Below are 17,180 nucleotides of genomic sequence, written 5' to 3'. Positions count from 1 at the left end.
AGGCCGGCGCCGTCACGAGTTCGGGATAGAAGTCTCGCCCTACTCGCCCGGCAACCCCAGCTTGGTCGTCCCAAACCCGTACTTGGTTTCCATCAGCTTCTTCACCGGGCCCATACCCTCCACGCTCATCTTCCCGTCCGGCGTGCCGCAGCGAGTGCCGACCTGCGTCCTGGCGTACTGCAGTTCGGCTTCACGACTGCGCTTGGGCCGAGGATCGGGCTCCCACCAGGGGAAATGGGCGTAGGGCTTGTTGGTCGAGACTTCGTAGCGCCAGCACACGAACGACAGGGTCTCTCTACCGGCAGCGTCATAGTCGTACACGCGGTAAGAGCTGTAACCACTGGTGAGGGGCGTGAGCTTCAAGATGCCCTTGTCGGCGTAGGCGCGCAGGTTTTCGGTGTAGCCGCCATCATTGGAAACCGGACCGGACAGAATCACCCGCGTAAGCTTGCCCTTTGCGTCGTAGTTTTCCTGACGATTCAGGTCCAGCGTACGCCACTGGCGTTCACGGGGATACTTCGCGCTGGGAGCGAAGATCTCATAGATCTCGCTCCCGGTGCGATGCTGATAACTGCGCACACGTGTGTAACCACCAATTCCACTGAACTGCGCACCTGCGGCACTCAATGGTACGGCCTCGGCGGGAAACGCGTAGCGAAGCACCTCGCCTTGTGTGGAGGCTCTCTGCGAAAAAATCGGCGTCACGTCGAAGGGCGCAATGGTCGCAGAATAGCTCTTCAAGCGAACCAATCCATGCTTTTCGTTGGAATCGAAGTGAACTTCACGAAGAATCTGATCAGCGCTGCCGTCCTTCAAGTAGACCACCCCCTGCCCAGACCAAGTGCCATTGCGCTCGTCGCCGCCCGCTGGCAGAACGAGCGGCGTGCCCTTCTGTGCAGCAGCTGAACTTGGCTTGCGCATATCCATGACTTCAACGCGACCATCTGGATAGTAGGTGTACCCGGTGACCTGAGACGGCACCAATTCCATGCTGAGATTCGAACATTGGAAACCGGGCTTCAATGACACCTCCGCCCCCGGCGACCCAGAAACCATGATTACGCGACCAGCGTTGTCATAACGAACACAGGCTTCTGGAACACTCATTCGATAGAAGTCCCGGACACTGTCCTCCCGCCCGCCTTGAAACATCGGCCGGGACAACCGGACTTCCCCCAGCCTGCCCGCTGAATCGTAGGAATATGCACGAACTTCATCGAGGTAGAAGTAGGGAAAAACTTTCTTCACAACTGGGTTCTCTGGTGGCAACTCCTTCCCCGCTGGAGATAGCGCACCTGCATCTGCTACCGATCTTCTTGCCCAGTTCTCAACCCGGCAGACACGCTTCCCGCCTATACCATCCGACTCAAGATAGATGATCTGCCCACCATCCTGATCGAACCCTCTGTTACGAACCAGAGAAGCATCCGGCACAATTTCCGGAAGACTCACCCTCCTGTCTTCAGTAATCCTTGGAAGACGGTAAGTGACCTTTTCCGCGTTTGATGGCGACAGCCGCATTTCCACTCCGGCTGTAGGTGCCAGCAAAGGAGCTTCAGCATCGTTGCAAGCAGCGCGAACAGTTGCGCTGGCGGCAAGCACAGCAACGAAGAGCAACTTCGAGGAAACACATCTGCTTTCATGCTTCAAGCATTTCATCCCTGCCTTCTCTACAACTTGCCAAGTGTGCCCAACGCTGGGGCCACCGGGACAATGAATCGATGAAGATTCTTCTGATCCTTCATCGTGCCCGAGGAACGCGCAATCTGTACTGCAGCCATTGATCGCTCAACGGCGTCAGTTCCGTGCCACGCGCCAGCGTGGTCTACTCCGGCAGGCCGACGCCTGTCACAAGTTCGGGAAAGAAGTCTTGCCCTACTCGCCCGGCAATCCCAGCTTGGTCGTCCCAAACCCGTACTTGGTTTCCATCAGCTTCTTCAGCGGGCCCATACCCTCCACGCTCATCTTCCCGTCCGGCGTGCCGCAGCGAGTGCCGACCTGCGTCCTGGCGTACTGCAGTTCGGCTTCACGACTGCGCTTGGGCCGAGGATCGGGCTCCCACCAGGGGAAATGGGCGTAGGGCTTGTTGGTCGAGACTTCGTAGCGCCAGCACACGAACGACAGGGTCTCTCTACCGGCAGCGTCATAGTCGTACACGCGGTAAGAGCTGTAGCCGCTTGTGAGAGGCGTGAGCTCCAAAACGCCCTTCTCGGCGTAGGCGCGCAGGTTCTCGGTGTATGCGTCACCAGAGACCGGGCCGGACAGGATCACCCGCGTGAGCTTGCCCTTTGCGTCGTAGTTTTCCTGACGATTCAGATCCAGCGTGCGCCACTGACGTTCACGGGGGTACTTTGCGCCAGGAGCAAAAATCTCGAAGATGCGCTGTCCGGTGCGGTGGAAATACTCACGAACGCGCGTATATGCGGTTACGCCGTCAAATTGCCCCTTCAGCACATCTGGCGATACACGCTCTCCAGGGAAGGTGTAGTTCAACTCCCTACCTTCATCCCGACTGCGTTGCTCAAAGATGGGCGTCGAGTCGGATGAAGCGATGGCAAAGTATTTACTCTGAATACCAGTAAGCCCGCGCTTATCACTCATCTGAAACGAAGCACCAATGCGGTGATGGATGCTGGCACCGTTAAAGAAAAAATCCCCCTGCGCGTACCAGGCCCCATCAGTTGCCTCGGTTCCGAAGTCGACATCCTCTTGCTCTGCGCTCTCCCCAAGCTTGCGTGTAGCCTTCTTGGTCATATCCAAAGCCAAGAATCCATCAGGCCGATAAGAAAAGTATCTTGTATCTACACTTACTGGCTTATCTCGAAGATCCGAGCACTGAAAATGCGGATCCTCCGAGACGATCAACCCAGAACTCTCATTTGCCACCTCTACGCGACCATTTTCGTCATAGAGCGCACAGAACGTTGTGACCTTACGGCCCGACGTGCCGGTCTGTTGAATCGATGTCAATTGACCCGACGCATCGTAATCAAGCTCGTGCGCCTTATGCATTTCAAAGTACGGATACAGCAACTTGACTGCAGGATGCAGGCTTTGGGGAGGCGCTTCACCAATCAGCTTGGACTCCCGCCTTCTCCATTCCTCAGCACGGCAAATCCGCTGCCCTTGGCCAGTAGTTTCCAGATAGTAGACCGAACCACCATTCGAGTCGAATGGAACGTTGTTCAACTTAGCCAGATCAGGACCGGTCCTGATTCTTATGTAAGGTGCCACCTCGTTCGCGCGACTGAGGCTGGCGCCTACTGCATCTCCTCCACCATCCAAGCTTGGCGTAAACTTGACCACCATGCTGTGTCCCTGAAAGCGGCCATCCCCTTCATTTTTTGAACTGCAACCTGCATGCGCGGCTTGCACGGCGCACAGAGCACTCACTGCAATCAGTGCTTTCAGCAGCAAATACTCACTCACACCTTTTCTCCTTTACTCAAGGCAGCATGTCGAGTCGAGTATGCCAATTCACTTGACCTATCCCCCTGAACAGGCAGGGCTGCAATGATCTCGCTCGGCATCGCGGCAGCCGGATCGTCCATGCTGCTCCCCCAAAGCAGCGGCATGGTGACCCAAAAGCCCTTAATCCGCGGACGTCCTGGCTCGCCCCTGAGGAAGTCAGTCGCCTTGCGCACATCATGCCGACCGACAGCACTGGTCACATAGTCGTTCTCAACACTAGGCTCCTGCATGAAGTCTGGTTGCAGGTCTGGTGGTTGCGCATACAACATGCGCTTGACGTGTCCCTTGTCACTCAGGCCTGCTGCGGGGAACCCATGAAACACGGAATCATAGCGGGGAAACGAATCACGTGGGACATTGGTGAAGACCTGCTGATAGGCATCCGAATTAGCGTCAGCAATCTTCCTGATCCCCTGCCAAGTTCTGGCGCTTGCCGGCTGTTCGATCTGCGGAACTGGATCTACCATATGAAACCAAGGCAGATACGCCCCCGCAGCTCCAGCTGCAGAGTATGGTTTCTTCTTTTTCTCTGACAGCTCTTGAATCGCCTGCCCCAGGAACTTCTTCCAGAGATTCATCCGCAGATCCCGCGCAAACTTCCGGGTTATCACCTGCACGCCATTGCCCAGGTCCATCGACTTGGCCGCACCGTCCACGATCACTGCGGCGATCTCGGTGTCACCCGTGCCCAGCAGGCTGCGGTCGTTGCAGTTCGCACTTCCAATGATGGCCACGGCGTCGTCCACGATCAGCAGCTTGGAGTGTACGTAACACTGCTCGGTCACCACGTACAAGGGGGTGGCCTGGTCGGCGCCGATCGTATGCGGTGCGTAGTGGTTCTTGTGGTTGATGTCGGCCAGGACCCCATAACTTCTCAGGTTCATTACCGACAGGTATTCCTTCCAGCGCCCGGCCTTCACCTCTGCCTGCAGGTCGGCCTCTTCCACGCTCGCCTCGCGGATGTCCTTGTCGCGCGCGATCAGTGAACGGCAGATGCGGCGGATCAGGCTGTCGTCGCCACGCAACAGGGTCTGCTGCACCCAGTACTGCTGCTTCAGCACGGCACCGTCGAACAGGCTGCCTTCCGGATGCACGGGCAAGGTGATGTACACATGGAAGCCCTGTCCGGCCACGATGGCGCGACGGATGCGCGCGGCGATGGCCGCCACCAGCGGGTTGCTGGCCGCTGACTTCACGCCCTGCTTGCGCTTCACCAGGTCCTGCACAACGCCGGTTTTCCCGATGGGCCCACTCATGGCCACGCCCTTGTCGACGTAGCCGGCCTTCTTTTTTTCGGCTTTGGTCATGGGCCGCCGCTCGCCGCCCTTGATTGCCGTCTCCACCGTCCTGCCGGCTTCAGCGTCGGACCAACCGCATTCGGAAATCAGGAACTGGGTCTCGAGGTAGACAAAGGCGCGCGCCGATGCGATGCAGTTGACCATCGCGTCAAGGATCGAATGCATCGGCTGGTTGCGCTCCCAGTACGGCTGCAGGCAACTGGCATCGTCCAGATTCAGGCCGAGTTCCTTGCAGCCCTTCTTCTCCAGCGCATGCAATGCCGTGCCCGAGGAACGCACGATCTGTACGGTGACGTCGCCGGCCGTGCCCGGCCGGGCCAGGTCACCGAACAACGCCTGCATGCCGCCCATCGACTGCAGCCATTGATCGCTCAACGGCGTCAGTTCCATGCCACGTGCCAGCGTGGTCTGCTCCGGCAGGCCGGCGCCCGTCCAGTCGTTGGCACCGCGGATGCCACGGTTCAGGACCTTGCGCACCGCCGTGCCGATTTCACGGTCACCGCGCTGGTTCTGCCAGACCATCGCGTTCCAGCGGTGCATGAAGTTGCGGCAGATATCGAACACCGCCGGGCCCTGCAGGCGCGCGTGCACGTCCTGCCACGGCATGCGCGGCTGGCGGCCACTGTCGAGCAGGCGCTGGATGCGATCCACCGGCTCGTTGATCCACTTCACCAGCGATTCCCACGCCTGTTTGGCCTTGTTGAACTTGGCCTCGATCTCGTCATATTTGGTCTTGGCATCCTTGACCAGCGAGTCAGGATCGCGCACGTATCCCACAACGGTGGTGGCCGTCTTGATCGGGCCCAGAATGACGTCCTTGATCGCGGCCTTGCGCTCATCGACCCACTCGCCGAACTTCTTCGCCTGGATCTTCGTGAAGCCTTCCACCGCACGCCCGGCGGCGGCAGCCGCCTCGCCGACGTTCAGCTTGACCGCTTCGTCGGCGGCCCGGTTGGAGGCGGCGATGACGTCGGCGTATTCCTTTTCGATCTCGGTCAACCACCCTTGAATGGCCAGGAAGGTCTTGGCGACCGAACGCTGTACCTTCACGGCTTCTTCCATGCCCGGAATGACCATCTCGGCAAGCTTGCGGATGCCTTCGCGCTCCAGCGCGTCGGGCACGCCCAGCTTATCCGCATAGTCCTGCAGTTCGGCCAGCGCGGCGCCGGCATCCCACTGCGCCTTCATCCGGTCCAGCGCGATGGCCAGGCCCGGCACGTATGCCTGGGCAAAGCCGGGGCGGACACGGCCGACCGCGTCCGGGCTGGTATCAGGCTTGTCCAGGGTCAGGTCCTGCTCAGCCCTCGTCATGCCCCGAAACTTGCTCAGGCAATTGTTGTAGTGGTCATTGAGCACATGCAGCGTCGGGTCGCAGACCACGTCGAAGTTGCCGTCGTCCCAGCGCCCGTGGGCGATGTCCAGGCCGCCGACGAAGGCGATCTTCCCGTCCACCACCAGGATCTTCTGGTGGTGCGAGAAGGCGATGTTGAAGGCATCGGTGCGGCCGGTGGCCGGGTTGTGCAGGCCGACCTGCACCTGCCCCGGCGTATTGGCATCCTGCATCTTGTACAGGGCCGTGCGCGCCTCGTTCTCGTGGGTGTAGGCCGCCGCCTCGACACTGTCGTAGAGCAGCACCCGCACGTCCACGCCGCGCTGGTTGATGGCATCGAACAGCAGTTCGCTCAGGCGGCTGACGTGGGCACCACCGCGGCTGTCCAGCTCGGTGTCGAAGTTCATCTGCCAGTCGGCGATGAAGATGAACTTCTGCGCGCCGCGGATGGCATCGGCCATCGCCTTCATCGCGGAGCGGCCGTCGGTGTAGGCGTCAACCTTGTTGCCGCTCCGCACCGGTGCGAACTGCCGGTCCGGCGGCGCGTAATAGTCGCCGCTGGTGGTGCCCTTCTGCCCGTCCAGGCAGGTCAATGCGTTATGCGGGACGCTGCCCAGCTTGGTGCCGTCTGCCATCACTGGATCTCCTTGCGCTGGGCCGGGTCGGCGTCGATATGCGACTGGAATTCGTACTCGGCGCGCTGCCGGTAGGCATATAGCGCCGCGTCATCCGGAAGGTCGGCCAGGGTCTTGCCGTAGTTGATCGCTTCGAGCGTGTCCATGGTGGCGCGCACGCCCGGCGAACTGCTGTAGGGGCGCGGACGCTGCAGGGGAATCACGTCGATCCCATGCACCAGGAACAGGCGCCCCGGGAACCGGCCGGCATCGTTCCAGATCTTTGCGCACAGGTTGTCATCCAGGCTGACGTCGCCCTGCTCGTCGGCCTGCCCTTCGGCAAGGGTCTCGGCCCAGTTGCCCGGTACCAGCGCGCCATCACGCATGTCCTCGTCCAGCGCCTGGCGGGTACGCACGATCTTCCAGGGCTGGCCTGCCAGCGGATGCCCCTGTGGTCCCGGAATGTCCTGCAGGCGGAAGGCCAGCTTCGGAATCTGCTCGCTGAGGGTGCTGGTCGGCATGTCCGGGAGCGCGTAGCTGAGCTGCGCAGGCCCGACGAAGGATTTCTGTCCGGCATGCACGGTGATGGTGCCGGGACAGTTCACGACCAGGTTGCCGCCCTCCAGGGTGAGGCTGGCACCACCGGCGGTGGCGATGTGCAGGGTGCGCGGCGCGGCCAGCTCGACAGCGGCCTGGGCGCTGGCGGCACGCAATGCCGCCCGCGACTGCACGGTGATCGCTGCGGACTGGGCGCGGACGTCCAGCGCTGCCTGCCCCGCTACCACGGTCAATGCCGCATCGCCGGCAAACCTCCGACCGCTGGCGGCCAGCAGGCCGACCGCCTGCGTCGCGTGCAGGCGCGCGTTGCCGGCCACGCTGGCATCACTGTGCTGGCCACTGGCCAGGACCACCTGGCAGGCGCTGCTCCAGTGCAGGCCCTGACCGGTGACCATCGCCAGCCCCGCGTGGCCATGCAGCCCCAGCGTGGGTTCACTGGTGTGCGGGATGTTGCCGTCCGTGGCGCGGTCATCGCCGCCCGCGCGGGCCTGGCCATAGGTCTGCCCTGGCACCATGGCGCGGGCGATCCGCTGCAGGCCAGCCAGACCGGCGCTGTCGTCCGGCGGCGCATGACTGGCCAGGCCGACGGTATGCTGGACCGCGGCCACGTTGTGACTGGAGGCCGCCAGCGTGGTGGCCTGCAGCAGCAGCGCGCCTGCGGGCACCGCTTCGCCGGCCGGCGACAACGCGGTATGCGGGCGTGCGCTCAACCAGGCGCCACGTTCGGCGCGCAGCGCCCCCCAGGCATCGCTGCGCAGTTCCACGCCCTCACCGCGCAGGGAACCGCGATGGTTGTCGGCCTGGTGCAGCAGGTGCCCCAGGTTCAGTTCGCTGTGGGCCTGGCTGCTGGCCAGCTGCAGGCGCAGCTGCGCATCGGTATCGTCGAAGACCAGGCGGTTGTAGCCACTGCCGGACCATTCCCGTGACTGGATGCCCCACAACGCACCGGCATGCCGATGCTGGTCGTCACCGGCGGCCATGGCATGCCAGGCCGGCGCGTGTCCGCCGGCCGCGTTGCCCTGCGCGCTAGGACGGGTGTCGGCGGCCTGCTTGAACAGGCCGCTGCCACTGTCCGTCGCGGCAGCGCCGGCAGGCGTGGGGGCGATACCGGCGTCGCCACGACCGTTGTAGAGGGCACCGAGCACCAGCGGCCGGTCAATGTCGCCCTCAAGGAAACCAACCAGCACCTCCTGGCCCACGCGGGGCAGGAACTGCGCCCCTACACCCGGCCCAGCATAGCGCTGAGCCACCCGCATCCAGCAGGTGGCGGCCGCATCGGAGGCTCCCTGCAGATGCAGGCGGACCCGTATCCGGCCCTGGCTGTCGGCATGCAGGTCGGTATCGTCACGACCTGCGCCGGCCACCACCGTGGCACTCTGGTAGCCCGGCGCGATCGGTCGCGGGTTCAGACGTTCCCCGGTGCCGTCGGGCAGGACCGGACGCCAGCGCTGCTGCTGGTCGACGGCACGGAACCGGTTGGCGTAGCCCCTCGCCGGGCTTGCTTCCAGCGGCGCACCGGGCAACGTGGCGCTGGCGGACAGCCAGCGTGCCGGCGGCGCAGCTCGCGCCTGATCGCGCCCTTGCGCGACGGGTAGCGGGTTGCAGCCATGATGGAGTATCTCGGTGGGCAGGATCACCGGCGCCGGACCGGTGCCCATGGCCAGCACGCGGATGAACCGGCCCGCCTGCAGGCTGCGGACAGTGCCCGCCCCCCACCAGCCTCCCAACCCGGCTTCATGGGCTTCGGCGGCCAGCCGTGCCCGACGCTGGCCATCACCGGCGTCGGCAAACGCATGCGCACCGGCGGGATCGTAGACCTCGCGCGGGCTGTGACCGGCGCCCTGCAACGGCAGCTGCGCATGGCGCACCAACGGTCCCTTGTAGTCGCTGGTGACCAAGGACAGTCGGTTGCTGCCCAGCTGCCGACGCGTGCCCAGCACCTGCAGGGTATCGGCCTGCTCGGTGCCGTCATGGCGGTGGAAGCGGATGCCGCCGTCGCGGGCTGACTGCGGATTCTCCGGCTGCGCGCTGCTGTCGGAGAACAGCACAAGCGTCAGTGCGCCTTCATCGTCGCTTTCGAACGCACCGGCAATCCCCTCTTCGGCCAGCAGACGCCGCACGAAGGCCAGGTCCGATTCCCGATACTGCACGCAGTAGCCGCGCACGGGTGCGGCGGCCAGGTCGGCCACCGCGTCGTCGCTCCAGCGCCACTGGGCCAGCCCGGCATGCCCGCCCAGCACGTCCTCGACGATCTCGCGCACGCTGCGCGCCTGGTACACACGGCTGTGCCGGGCATGCGCCAACAACCAGGTCCACGGCACGCAGCGCAGGCGGTAGCGCGCCAGCCCTCCGTCGGTATCCAGCAGGCGCATCGCGGCGATGTAACCGCAACGGACATGGTCCTGACCGTCATCCAACCGGGTGATCAGCGTCGCCTTGCGCCCGGGGCCCTCGCTGATGGGCAGGCCGGCATCCACATGCAGCACATCCACCCAGTAATCGAATCCGTCGCCGAGGCGCTCGTGCCCCCACCATTGCTCCACGAGCAGCGGGGGCAGGCCCTCGGCCTGCAGACGGTGCAGCTGGAGCTCGGGCTCCAGCCCGGCCAACGAGGCGAGTACGACTCGCGCGTGTGAAGCATCCATGACGTCTCCTGGGCCAGGCACTCCTGTCCTGGCGATGGCTTGCCTGCCACTTCCACCCTGGTGACCCGACTCCTGCGTTCGGGAGCGGGCCGCACGGGCGGCCCGCGCACAGCGCTGGCCTGGGTGGAAGACCCTGTTTCCTTGGGGCTCGGGTCGATACTCGTTGCTGCACTGGGCTACCGTCAAGTTTCCGGCACCCCACCCTTCCCGGCCGTCGTGACGTTTTTTTCACCACCGGCTCATACAGCTTGTGGCACAAGCATTGGCGAGGTCTATCCACAGGTTTGCGCAGGTACCGTCCACACCCGGTGTGGAGAACTCCATCGCGCGCCCGTGCTGGCCGTCCGCGCACCCGCGCGCTACCCTTGTTTCCCCTTGAAGACACTGCGGTGGAAGGCGTCCGCCCCACCCCGAGCAATGAAAAGCATCGAGCACCGAGACTTCACCCTGTCGCCGGAAGACAATGAGCGGCTGGCCAACCTGTGTGGCCCGTTCGACGGTCATTTGCGACAGATCGAACTGAAACTGGGCGTGGAAATCGCCAACCGTGGCTTCGTGTTCCGTATCAGCGGGCCCGGCGAGGCCATCGCCGAGGCACAGAAGCTGGTCGAAGCGCTGTATGCCGAGAGCGCCGAGACCACGTTCGACAACCACGCCATCCATCTGCGCCTGGCGCAGGCCAATGTCGAGCAGATCGCCGAGCGCTCGTATGAAGCGCAGGACGTGGCGATCAAGGTCAAGCGCGGCACGGTGCGTGGCCGCGGTGCCAACCAGGGCCGCTACCTGCACCAGATCGCCACCCATGACATCAATTTCGGCATCGGCCCGGCCGGTACCGGCAAGACCTTCCTGGCCGTGGCCAGCGCGGTCGAAGCGCTGAACGAATCGCGGGTACAGCGCCTGATCCTGGTGCGCCCGGCGGTGGAAGCCGGCGAGAAGCTGGGCTTCCTGCCCGGCGACCTGAGCCAGAAGGTCGACCCCTACCTGCGCCCGCTGTACGACGCCCTGTACGAGATGATGGGCGTGGAAAAAGTGGTCAAGCTGCTGGAAAAGAACGTCATCGAGATCGCGCCGCTGGCCTACATGCGCGGCCGCACGCTCAACGATGCGTTCGTGATCCTGGACGAAGCGCAGAACACCACCATCGAACAGATGAAGATGTTCCTGACCCGCCTGGGCTACGGCTCGACTGCCGTGGTCACCGGTGACCTGACCCAGACCGACCTGCCCAAGCATGTGAAGTCCGGCCTGCGCGATGCCATCGATGTGCTGCGCGACGTCGAAGGCGTCAGCTTCACCTTCTTCGAATCCCGGGACGTGGTCCGCCATCCGCTGGTGGCGCGCATCGTCAGCGCCTACGATCGCCGCGACCTGCATCAGATCCAACCTGGAGCAACTCCATGACCCGTGGTCCCGTGCGACTGGACGTCGCCGTCAGCTATGCCCTGCCGCGTGCCGGCCTGCCGGCCGCGGTGAGTTTCCGCAAGTGGGTGGCCGCCGCGCTGAAGGGCCGGATCCGCGAGGCCGACCTGGCCATCCGCGTGGTCGACGCCAAGGAAGGGCAGTCATTGAACCGGCATTACCGTGGCAAGGACTACGCCACCAATGTGCTCAGCTTCCCGGCCGAAGTGCCTGAAGGCCTGCCCAAGGGCGTGAAGTTCCCGCTGCTGGGCGACCTGGTGATCTGCGCGCCGGTAGTGGCCCGCGAGGCTGACGAACAGGGCAAGGCGCTCAATGCCCACTATGCGCACCTGACCGTGCACGGTGTGCTGCATCTGCTCGGCTGGGACCACGAGGACGACAAGGAAGCCGAGGCGATGGAACAGCTGGAGCGCGAGATCCTGGCCGAGCTCGGTATCGCCGATCCGTATGCCGGCGAGCGCTGAGCGGACCATTTCAACGCCGGGCCTGCGCTCGGCGGCTCCCACCGGACTTGACCGAAATGCAGCCGGGCATGGGCTCGGCTCTACAACGGAACCCCTTTCGTGCCGCTGCGTACTGCCCTGCCCCTGTTGCTTGCCGTGTCCGCCCCTGCCGCGGCGCTTGACCTCCCGGCCCTGATCGAATGCCGCCAGGGCGTGGCCGACCACGCCACGCTCGCCCCGCTGCTGGCCGACCCATTGAAGGCCGTGGCACAGGCCCTGCAGCCGCTGCCGCAGGGCAACCCGTTCATCAGCGAGTACCGCCTGGCCCAGCCGATCAGCGTGTTCGGCGTGAACACCGAGCGGGTGGCGGTGGCCGGCGCCAGTGTGATGGCGATCCTCGACCTGCCCGACCCGCGACCGCTGGCCAAGCGCCTGGAACTGGAGACCGGCTACGACCAGGACGGCAAGTTCATGGCCGGCCGCGAAGTGGTCAGCCGCGACGTGACCGACTCGAAGACCGGCGAGGCCCGGATCGAGTCGATCATCCTCAGCGTCTCCACCGTGGCCTCCCACCCCGGCAAGACCCTGGCCGGCTGCACCTACAGCCTGGATCTGCCCGAGGAGGCGGCAACCCCGGGCGCCTCTGCCCCGGCCACCAGCAGTCACTGACAGGCCGCCACATCCTGCTAGACTTGGGCCAACGCCCGGCCTGCCGGGTGCCTTTTTTCCAGAGATGTCAGAAGACGACAGTAGTAGCTCCCCTGCGGAGCACAGTGAAAAGAAGCGCGGCTGGCTTGAACGCCTGACCTCCGCCTTCTCCGGCGAACCCCATACCCGCGACGAGCTGGTCGCTGTCCTGCACACCGCGCAGGAAGAGGGTCTGATCGCCGCCGATACCCTGAAGATGATGGAAGGCGCCATTTCGGTGGCCGAGCTGACCGTGGGCGACGTGATGATCTCGCGCTCGCAGATGGTCTCGCTGCCGGTTGAGGCGCCCTTCCTGGAACTGATGAAGCAGGTGGTCGAATCAGGCCATTCACGCTTCCCGGTGCACGGCGAGAACAAGGACGACATCCTTGGCATCCTGCTGGCCAAGGACCTGCTGCGCGGTGTGGTGGCCGACAACGGTCCGGCCAACGTGCGCGAGCTGCTGCGCCCGGCGGTGCTGATCCCGGAAGCGAAGAAGCTCAACGTGCTGTTGAAGGAATTCCGCCTGTCGCGCAACCACATGGCCATCGTGGTGGACGAGTACGGCGGTGTCGCCGGCCTGGTCACCATCGAGGACGTGCTGGAGCAGATCGTCGGCGAGATCGATGACGAGCATGACGAAGCCGAGGATCCGTCGGCGCAGATCGCGATCCAGTCCGATGGCCAGTACGTGGTCGACGCGCTGACGCCGATCGGCGACTTCAACGAACGCTTCGGTGCCACCTTCTCCGACGAGGACTACGACACCATCGGCGGCCTGGTCACCGAGGCCGTGGGCCACCTGCCGGAAGTCGGGGACGAATTGGCGCTGGACCGCTTCATGTTCCGCGTGGCCCGCGCCGATGCGCGCCGGGTACAGGCCTTCCACGTGACCGTGCTGCCGCCGGACGCGCAGGACGACGCTTGAAGCGCCGCGGCCTGATCCTCATGGTGTGGCTGGCACTGTGCGTGCTGGCCACGGCCCTGCCGCTGGCCGCCTTCGCGCAGCCGGCGGCAGCCACGCCTGCCGTACCCGCGACCAACGCCGAAGCCCCTGCTCCGCGCATCGGCGTGGTGACCATGCAGCCGGGCACGGTGTTCTTCGAACGCTTCGGCCACGACGCCATCGTCGTGCTTGATCCGGTCAGCGGCGAAGCGACCTCGTACAACTTCGGCTACTTCGATCCGTCCGAAGACGATTTCATCAGCCGCTTCGCACGCGGCGACATGATGTATTACCTGGTGGCGCTGCCGCTGCAGCAGGACCTGTCGTACTACGACGAGACCGGCCGCGGTGCCAGCGTGCAGTGGCTGGACCTGCGCCCCGACCAGGCACGTGCGCTCGCTGCCGATCTGGCCGAGCGGGCCAAGCCGGAAAACGCGCGTTACCACTACGACTACTACACCGCCAACTGCGCCACGATGGTGCGCGACACGGTGGACAAGGCACTGGGTGGTGGTCTGCAGTCGCAACTGGCCGGTCGTTCGCGCGGCAACACCTACCGCAGTGAATCGGTGCGCCTGGCGTCGCCGGCACCGTGGATGTGGCTGGGCTTCGATGTAGGCCTGGGGCCGTTCGCCGACCAGCCGCTGTCGCGCTGGCAGGAAGCCTTCGTACCGATGCGCCTGGCCGATGCGCTGCGCCAGGCACGTAACAGCGATGGCCGTCCGCTGGTGCAGTCCGAACAGGAACTGCTGCCGCACCGTATCGATCCGGAGCCGAAGGAATTCGCGCGCCGCTGGTGGCCGTGGCTGCTGTGCGGCCTGGTGATCGCCGCCGGCGTGCTGGCGCTGCGCCGCCGTCCGCGCCTGCTGGCCGGGCTCGCCCTGCCATTCTGGCTGCTGTGTGCGCTGTTCGGCGGCGTGCTGGCGTTCCTGTGGGGCTTCAGCATCCACTACGCCGCCTGGGCCAACCGCAACCTGCTGCTGCTTTCGCCGCTGGCCGTGCTGCTGCTTCCGGGTGCGATCGCCATGCTGCGTCGGCGCGTGCCGGGGCGCATGTTCAGGGTGGTGCTGTGGCTGCTGGCGGTGCAGGCCGTGGCCGCGCTGGTGCTGCACTGGCTGAGCCTGCAGGCACAGTACAACGTGCAGTGGATCGTGCTGCTGTTGCCGGTGCACGTCGCCCTGGCGTGGGTGCTGGGGCGTCGTCCTCACTTGTCCGAAACACGGCCCTGACGCACGATGGCGGGCATGTCATTGCCCGCTACCGCTTCGGCCCCTGCTTCGGCCAACCCGACCTGCGTCATCAACTGCGTCCATTACGATGACGAGGGCAAACGCCACGACATCAGCCTGGACGCCATCAGCGATGTCATTGCCAGCGGCAACGGCTTCGTCTGGGTCGGCCTGTACGACCCCAACGAAGACGTGCTGCTGAAACTGCAGGAGGAATTCTGCCTGCACGACCTGGCCATCGAGGATGCGCGCAACGCGCACCAGCGGCCCAAGGTCGAGACCTATGGCAATTCACTGTTCGTGGTGGTGACCACCGCGCAGATGGTCGACGAACGCATCCAGTACGGCGAGACCCATGCCTTCCTCGGCCCACGCTTCCTGGTGACGGTGCGCCATGGCGCCTCGCTGTCCTACGCGCCGGTACGCGCGCGGGTCGAGCGCGAGCCGCAGCTGCTGAAGATGGGCCCGTCGTACTGCCTGTATGCGGTGACCGACTTCGTGGTCGACAACTACCTGCCCATCGTGCACCGCTTCCGCGACACGCTGGACCTGCTGGAAAAGGACATCTTCGCCGACACCTACAAGCGCAGCACGGTGGTGCGGCTGTACGAGCTCAAGCGCGAACTGAACAAGATGCGCATGGCGGTGGCGCCGCTGCAGGACGTGCTGGCCCAGATCCGGCGCTACCAGGGCGATCTGATTCCCGACGAAGTGAAGCTGTACGTGCGTGACGTGCATGACCATGCGGTGCGCATCAGCGATGTGATCGACACCCTGCGCGAGATGCTGGGTACCGCACTGAGCGTGAACCTGTCGCTGGTGACGCTGGCACAGGGCGAGACGGTGAAGCGATTGGGTGCCTGGGCCGCGCTGCTGGCGGCGCCGACGCTGATCACCAGCTGGTACGGCATGAACTTCAGCCACATGCCGGAGTTGAACCAGCCGTGGGCCTATCCGCTGATGATCGTTGGCGTGGGCGGCGTGTGCGTGGGCCTGTACCGGTTGTTCAAGCGTTCGGGCTGGCTGTAGAGCGTATCGACCGTGGATCCTGGCGCATGACCCGCTTCTGGTAGTGCCGGCCGCTGCTCGGCAACCAGGCAATGCCGGCCMGCGGCCGGCACTACCGCTCGGTATCAAGCCACGTAGACGGTCTTGATGTTCATGAACTCATGGATGCCATGCTCGGCCAGTTCACGGCCGAAACCCGACTGCTTGCTGCCGCCGAACGGCAGCCGCGCGTCACTCTTGACGATGGCGTTGACGAAGGCGGCGCCGCACTCCATTCGCTGGGCGAACCGCTCGCCACGCACCGGATCACCGGTCCACACGCTGCCGCCCAGGCCGAAACGGGTGTCGTTGGCCACGCGCAGGGCCTCGGCTTCGTCCTTGACCCGGATCACCGCCGCCACCGGCCCGAACAGTTCCTCGTCGTAGGCCGGCATGCCCGGGCCCACCTGGTCCAGCACGGTGGCCGGGTAACCGGCGTGCGTGCCGTCGATCGGTTCACCGCCGATCAGCACCCGTGCACCCTTGGCGACGCTGGCCTGCACCTGCTTGTGCAGCTCGTCACGCAGGTCAGCGCGCGCCATTGGCGCCAGCGTGGTGCCGCGCACATCGGGATCGCCGTACTGCCGCTCGCCTGCTGCCTCCACGAAGCGACGGGTGAATTCATCGGCCACCGCCTCGACCACGATGAAGCGCTTGGCCGCGATGCAGGTCTGCCCGCTGTTGTCGAAGCGTGACTTCACTGCCGCCGCCACGGCCTTGTCGAGGTCGGCATCGTCGAGTACCACGAAGGCATCGCTGCCGCCGAGCTCCATCACCGACTTCTTCAGCTGGCTGCCTGCATTGGAGGCGATCGAGCGCCCTGCCCGCTCGCTGCCGGTCAGCGTCACCGCCTTCACCCGTGCGTCGCGCAGCACGTCGGCGGCCTGGTCGTTGTCGATGTGCAGCACGTCGAACACGCCGTCCGGCAGGCCACCATCACGGCACACGGCCAGGATCAGGTCGGCACACTGCGGCACGTTGCTGGCGTGTTTCAGCAGGGCCACGTTGCCGGCCATGAACGCCGGGGCGAGGAAGCGGAACACCTGCCAGATCGGGAAGTTCCATGGCATCACCGCGAACACGCAGCCGATCGGCTCGTAGCGCACGTAGCTGCGCTGGGCTTCGGTGTCGATCAGCTGCGGCTTGAGATAGTCGGCAGCATGATCTGCGTAGTACTCGCAGGCGGCGGCGCACTTGTCGACCTCGGCCAGTGCCTCGGCCTTGAGCTTGCCCATCTCGTGGGTCATCGCCTGCTGCAGATCGTCGCGGCGTGCGCGCAGCTGTGCGGCGATCTGGCGCAGGATCACCCCACGTTCCTGCAACGAACGCGCGGCCCAGTCGGGGAACGCATCGACGGCGCCCTGCAGGCGCTGCTCGATGTCGGCAGCGCCCATCAGTTCATGGCGGTACGTCACCTGTCCGGTGGCCGGGTCGACGATCTCGACAGTCATGGGGGATCTCCTTCTGGAAGATCCCCATTGTGCGCCGTC

Annotated in this window: 11 protein-coding genes; 6 read left to right on the top strand and 5 right to left on the bottom strand. The window is 64.6% G+C overall.

Going from position 1 to position 17,180, the window contains the following annotated elements:
* Nucleotides 1-39: 39 nt before the first annotated feature.
* The 4 genes from D7Y61_RS05765 to D7Y61_RS05750 form a co-directional block, all read right to left on the bottom strand.
* Nucleotides 40-1,650: a hypothetical protein gene (locus D7Y61_RS05765; RefSeq protein ID WP_180865491.1), complete on the bottom strand. Its 1,611-nt coding sequence runs from the start codon at nt 1,648-1,650 to the stop codon at nt 40-42.
* A gap of 225 nt (nt 1,651-1,875) precedes the next feature.
* Entirely contained in the window at nt 1,876-3,429 is a 1,554-nt protein-coding gene (locus D7Y61_RS05760) for a hypothetical protein (RefSeq protein WP_180865490.1), read from the bottom strand.
* Nucleotides 3,426-6,734: a phospholipase D-like domain-containing protein gene (locus D7Y61_RS05755; protein WP_180865489.1), complete on the bottom strand. Its 3,309-nt coding sequence runs from the start codon at nt 6,732-6,734 to the stop codon at nt 3,426-3,428. The genes D7Y61_RS05760 and D7Y61_RS05755 overlap by 4 nt, the downstream gene beginning before the upstream one ends.
* Nucleotides 6,734-9,916: a type VI secretion system Vgr family protein gene (locus D7Y61_RS05750; protein ID WP_180865488.1), complete on the bottom strand. Its 3,183-nt coding sequence runs from the start codon at nt 9,914-9,916 to the stop codon at nt 6,734-6,736. The genes D7Y61_RS05755 and D7Y61_RS05750 overlap by 1 nt, the downstream gene beginning before the upstream one ends.
* A 417-nt stretch (nt 9,917-10,333) precedes the next feature.
* On the opposite strand from D7Y61_RS05750, the gene D7Y61_RS05745 reads away from it, so the two are divergent.
* The 6 genes from D7Y61_RS05745 (at nt 10,334) to D7Y61_RS05720 (ending at nt 15,672) form a co-directional block, all read left to right on the top strand.
* On the top strand, nt 10,334-11,320 hold the full coding sequence (locus D7Y61_RS05745; protein WP_180865487.1) for a PhoH family protein: 987 nt from the start codon (nt 10,334-10,336) through the stop codon (nt 11,318-11,320).
* A complete protein-coding gene (gene ybeY, locus D7Y61_RS05740) occupies nt 11,317-11,802 on the top strand; it encodes an rRNA maturation RNase YbeY (RefSeq protein WP_032130232.1) in 486 nt (161 codons plus the stop codon). The genes D7Y61_RS05745 and ybeY overlap by 4 nt, the downstream gene beginning before the upstream one ends.
* A 99-nt stretch (nt 11,803-11,901) precedes the next feature.
* Complete coding sequence (locus D7Y61_RS05735; protein ID WP_180865486.1) at nt 11,902-12,450, top strand: hypothetical protein; 549 nt, start codon at nt 11,902-11,904, stop codon at nt 12,448-12,450.
* Nucleotides 12,451-12,514: 64 nt separating this feature from the next.
* Nucleotides 12,515-13,396: an HlyC/CorC family transporter gene (locus D7Y61_RS05730; RefSeq protein WP_005408827.1), complete on the top strand. Its 882-nt coding sequence runs from the start codon at nt 12,515-12,517 to the stop codon at nt 13,394-13,396.
* Nucleotides 13,393-14,643 carry a DUF4105 domain-containing protein gene (locus D7Y61_RS05725; RefSeq protein ID WP_180865485.1) on the top strand — a complete coding sequence of 417 codons (1,251 nt, stop codon included), beginning with the start codon at nt 13,393-13,395 and terminating at the stop codon, nt 14,641-14,643. The genes D7Y61_RS05730 and D7Y61_RS05725 overlap by 4 nt, the downstream gene beginning before the upstream one ends.
* Nucleotides 14,644-14,649: 6 nt before the next feature.
* Nucleotides 14,650-15,672 carry a magnesium and cobalt transport protein CorA gene (locus D7Y61_RS05720; RefSeq protein WP_180865484.1) on the top strand — a complete coding sequence of 341 codons (1,023 nt, stop codon included), beginning with the start codon at nt 14,650-14,652 and terminating at the stop codon, nt 15,670-15,672.
* Nucleotides 15,673-15,776: 104 nt separating this feature from the next.
* On the opposite strand, the gene D7Y61_RS05715 is transcribed toward D7Y61_RS05720, so the two are convergent.
* The gene (locus tag D7Y61_RS05715) at nt 15,777-17,141 is read right to left on the bottom strand and encodes an NAD-dependent succinate-semialdehyde dehydrogenase (RefSeq protein WP_180865483.1); all 1,365 of its coding nucleotides are present in this window, start codon (nt 17,139-17,141) and stop codon (nt 15,777-15,779) included.
* Between the last annotated feature and the right edge of the window lie 39 nt (nt 17,142-17,180).

Origin of the sequence: Stenotrophomonas maltophilia (genome assembly GCF_013464485.1) — a bacterium.
Lineage (GTDB): Bacteria > Pseudomonadota > Gammaproteobacteria > Xanthomonadales > Xanthomonadaceae > Stenotrophomonas > Stenotrophomonas maltophilia_AW.
Note: the sequence above shows the minus strand (reverse complement) of the source record. Positions and strands in the feature narration are given on the sequence as shown.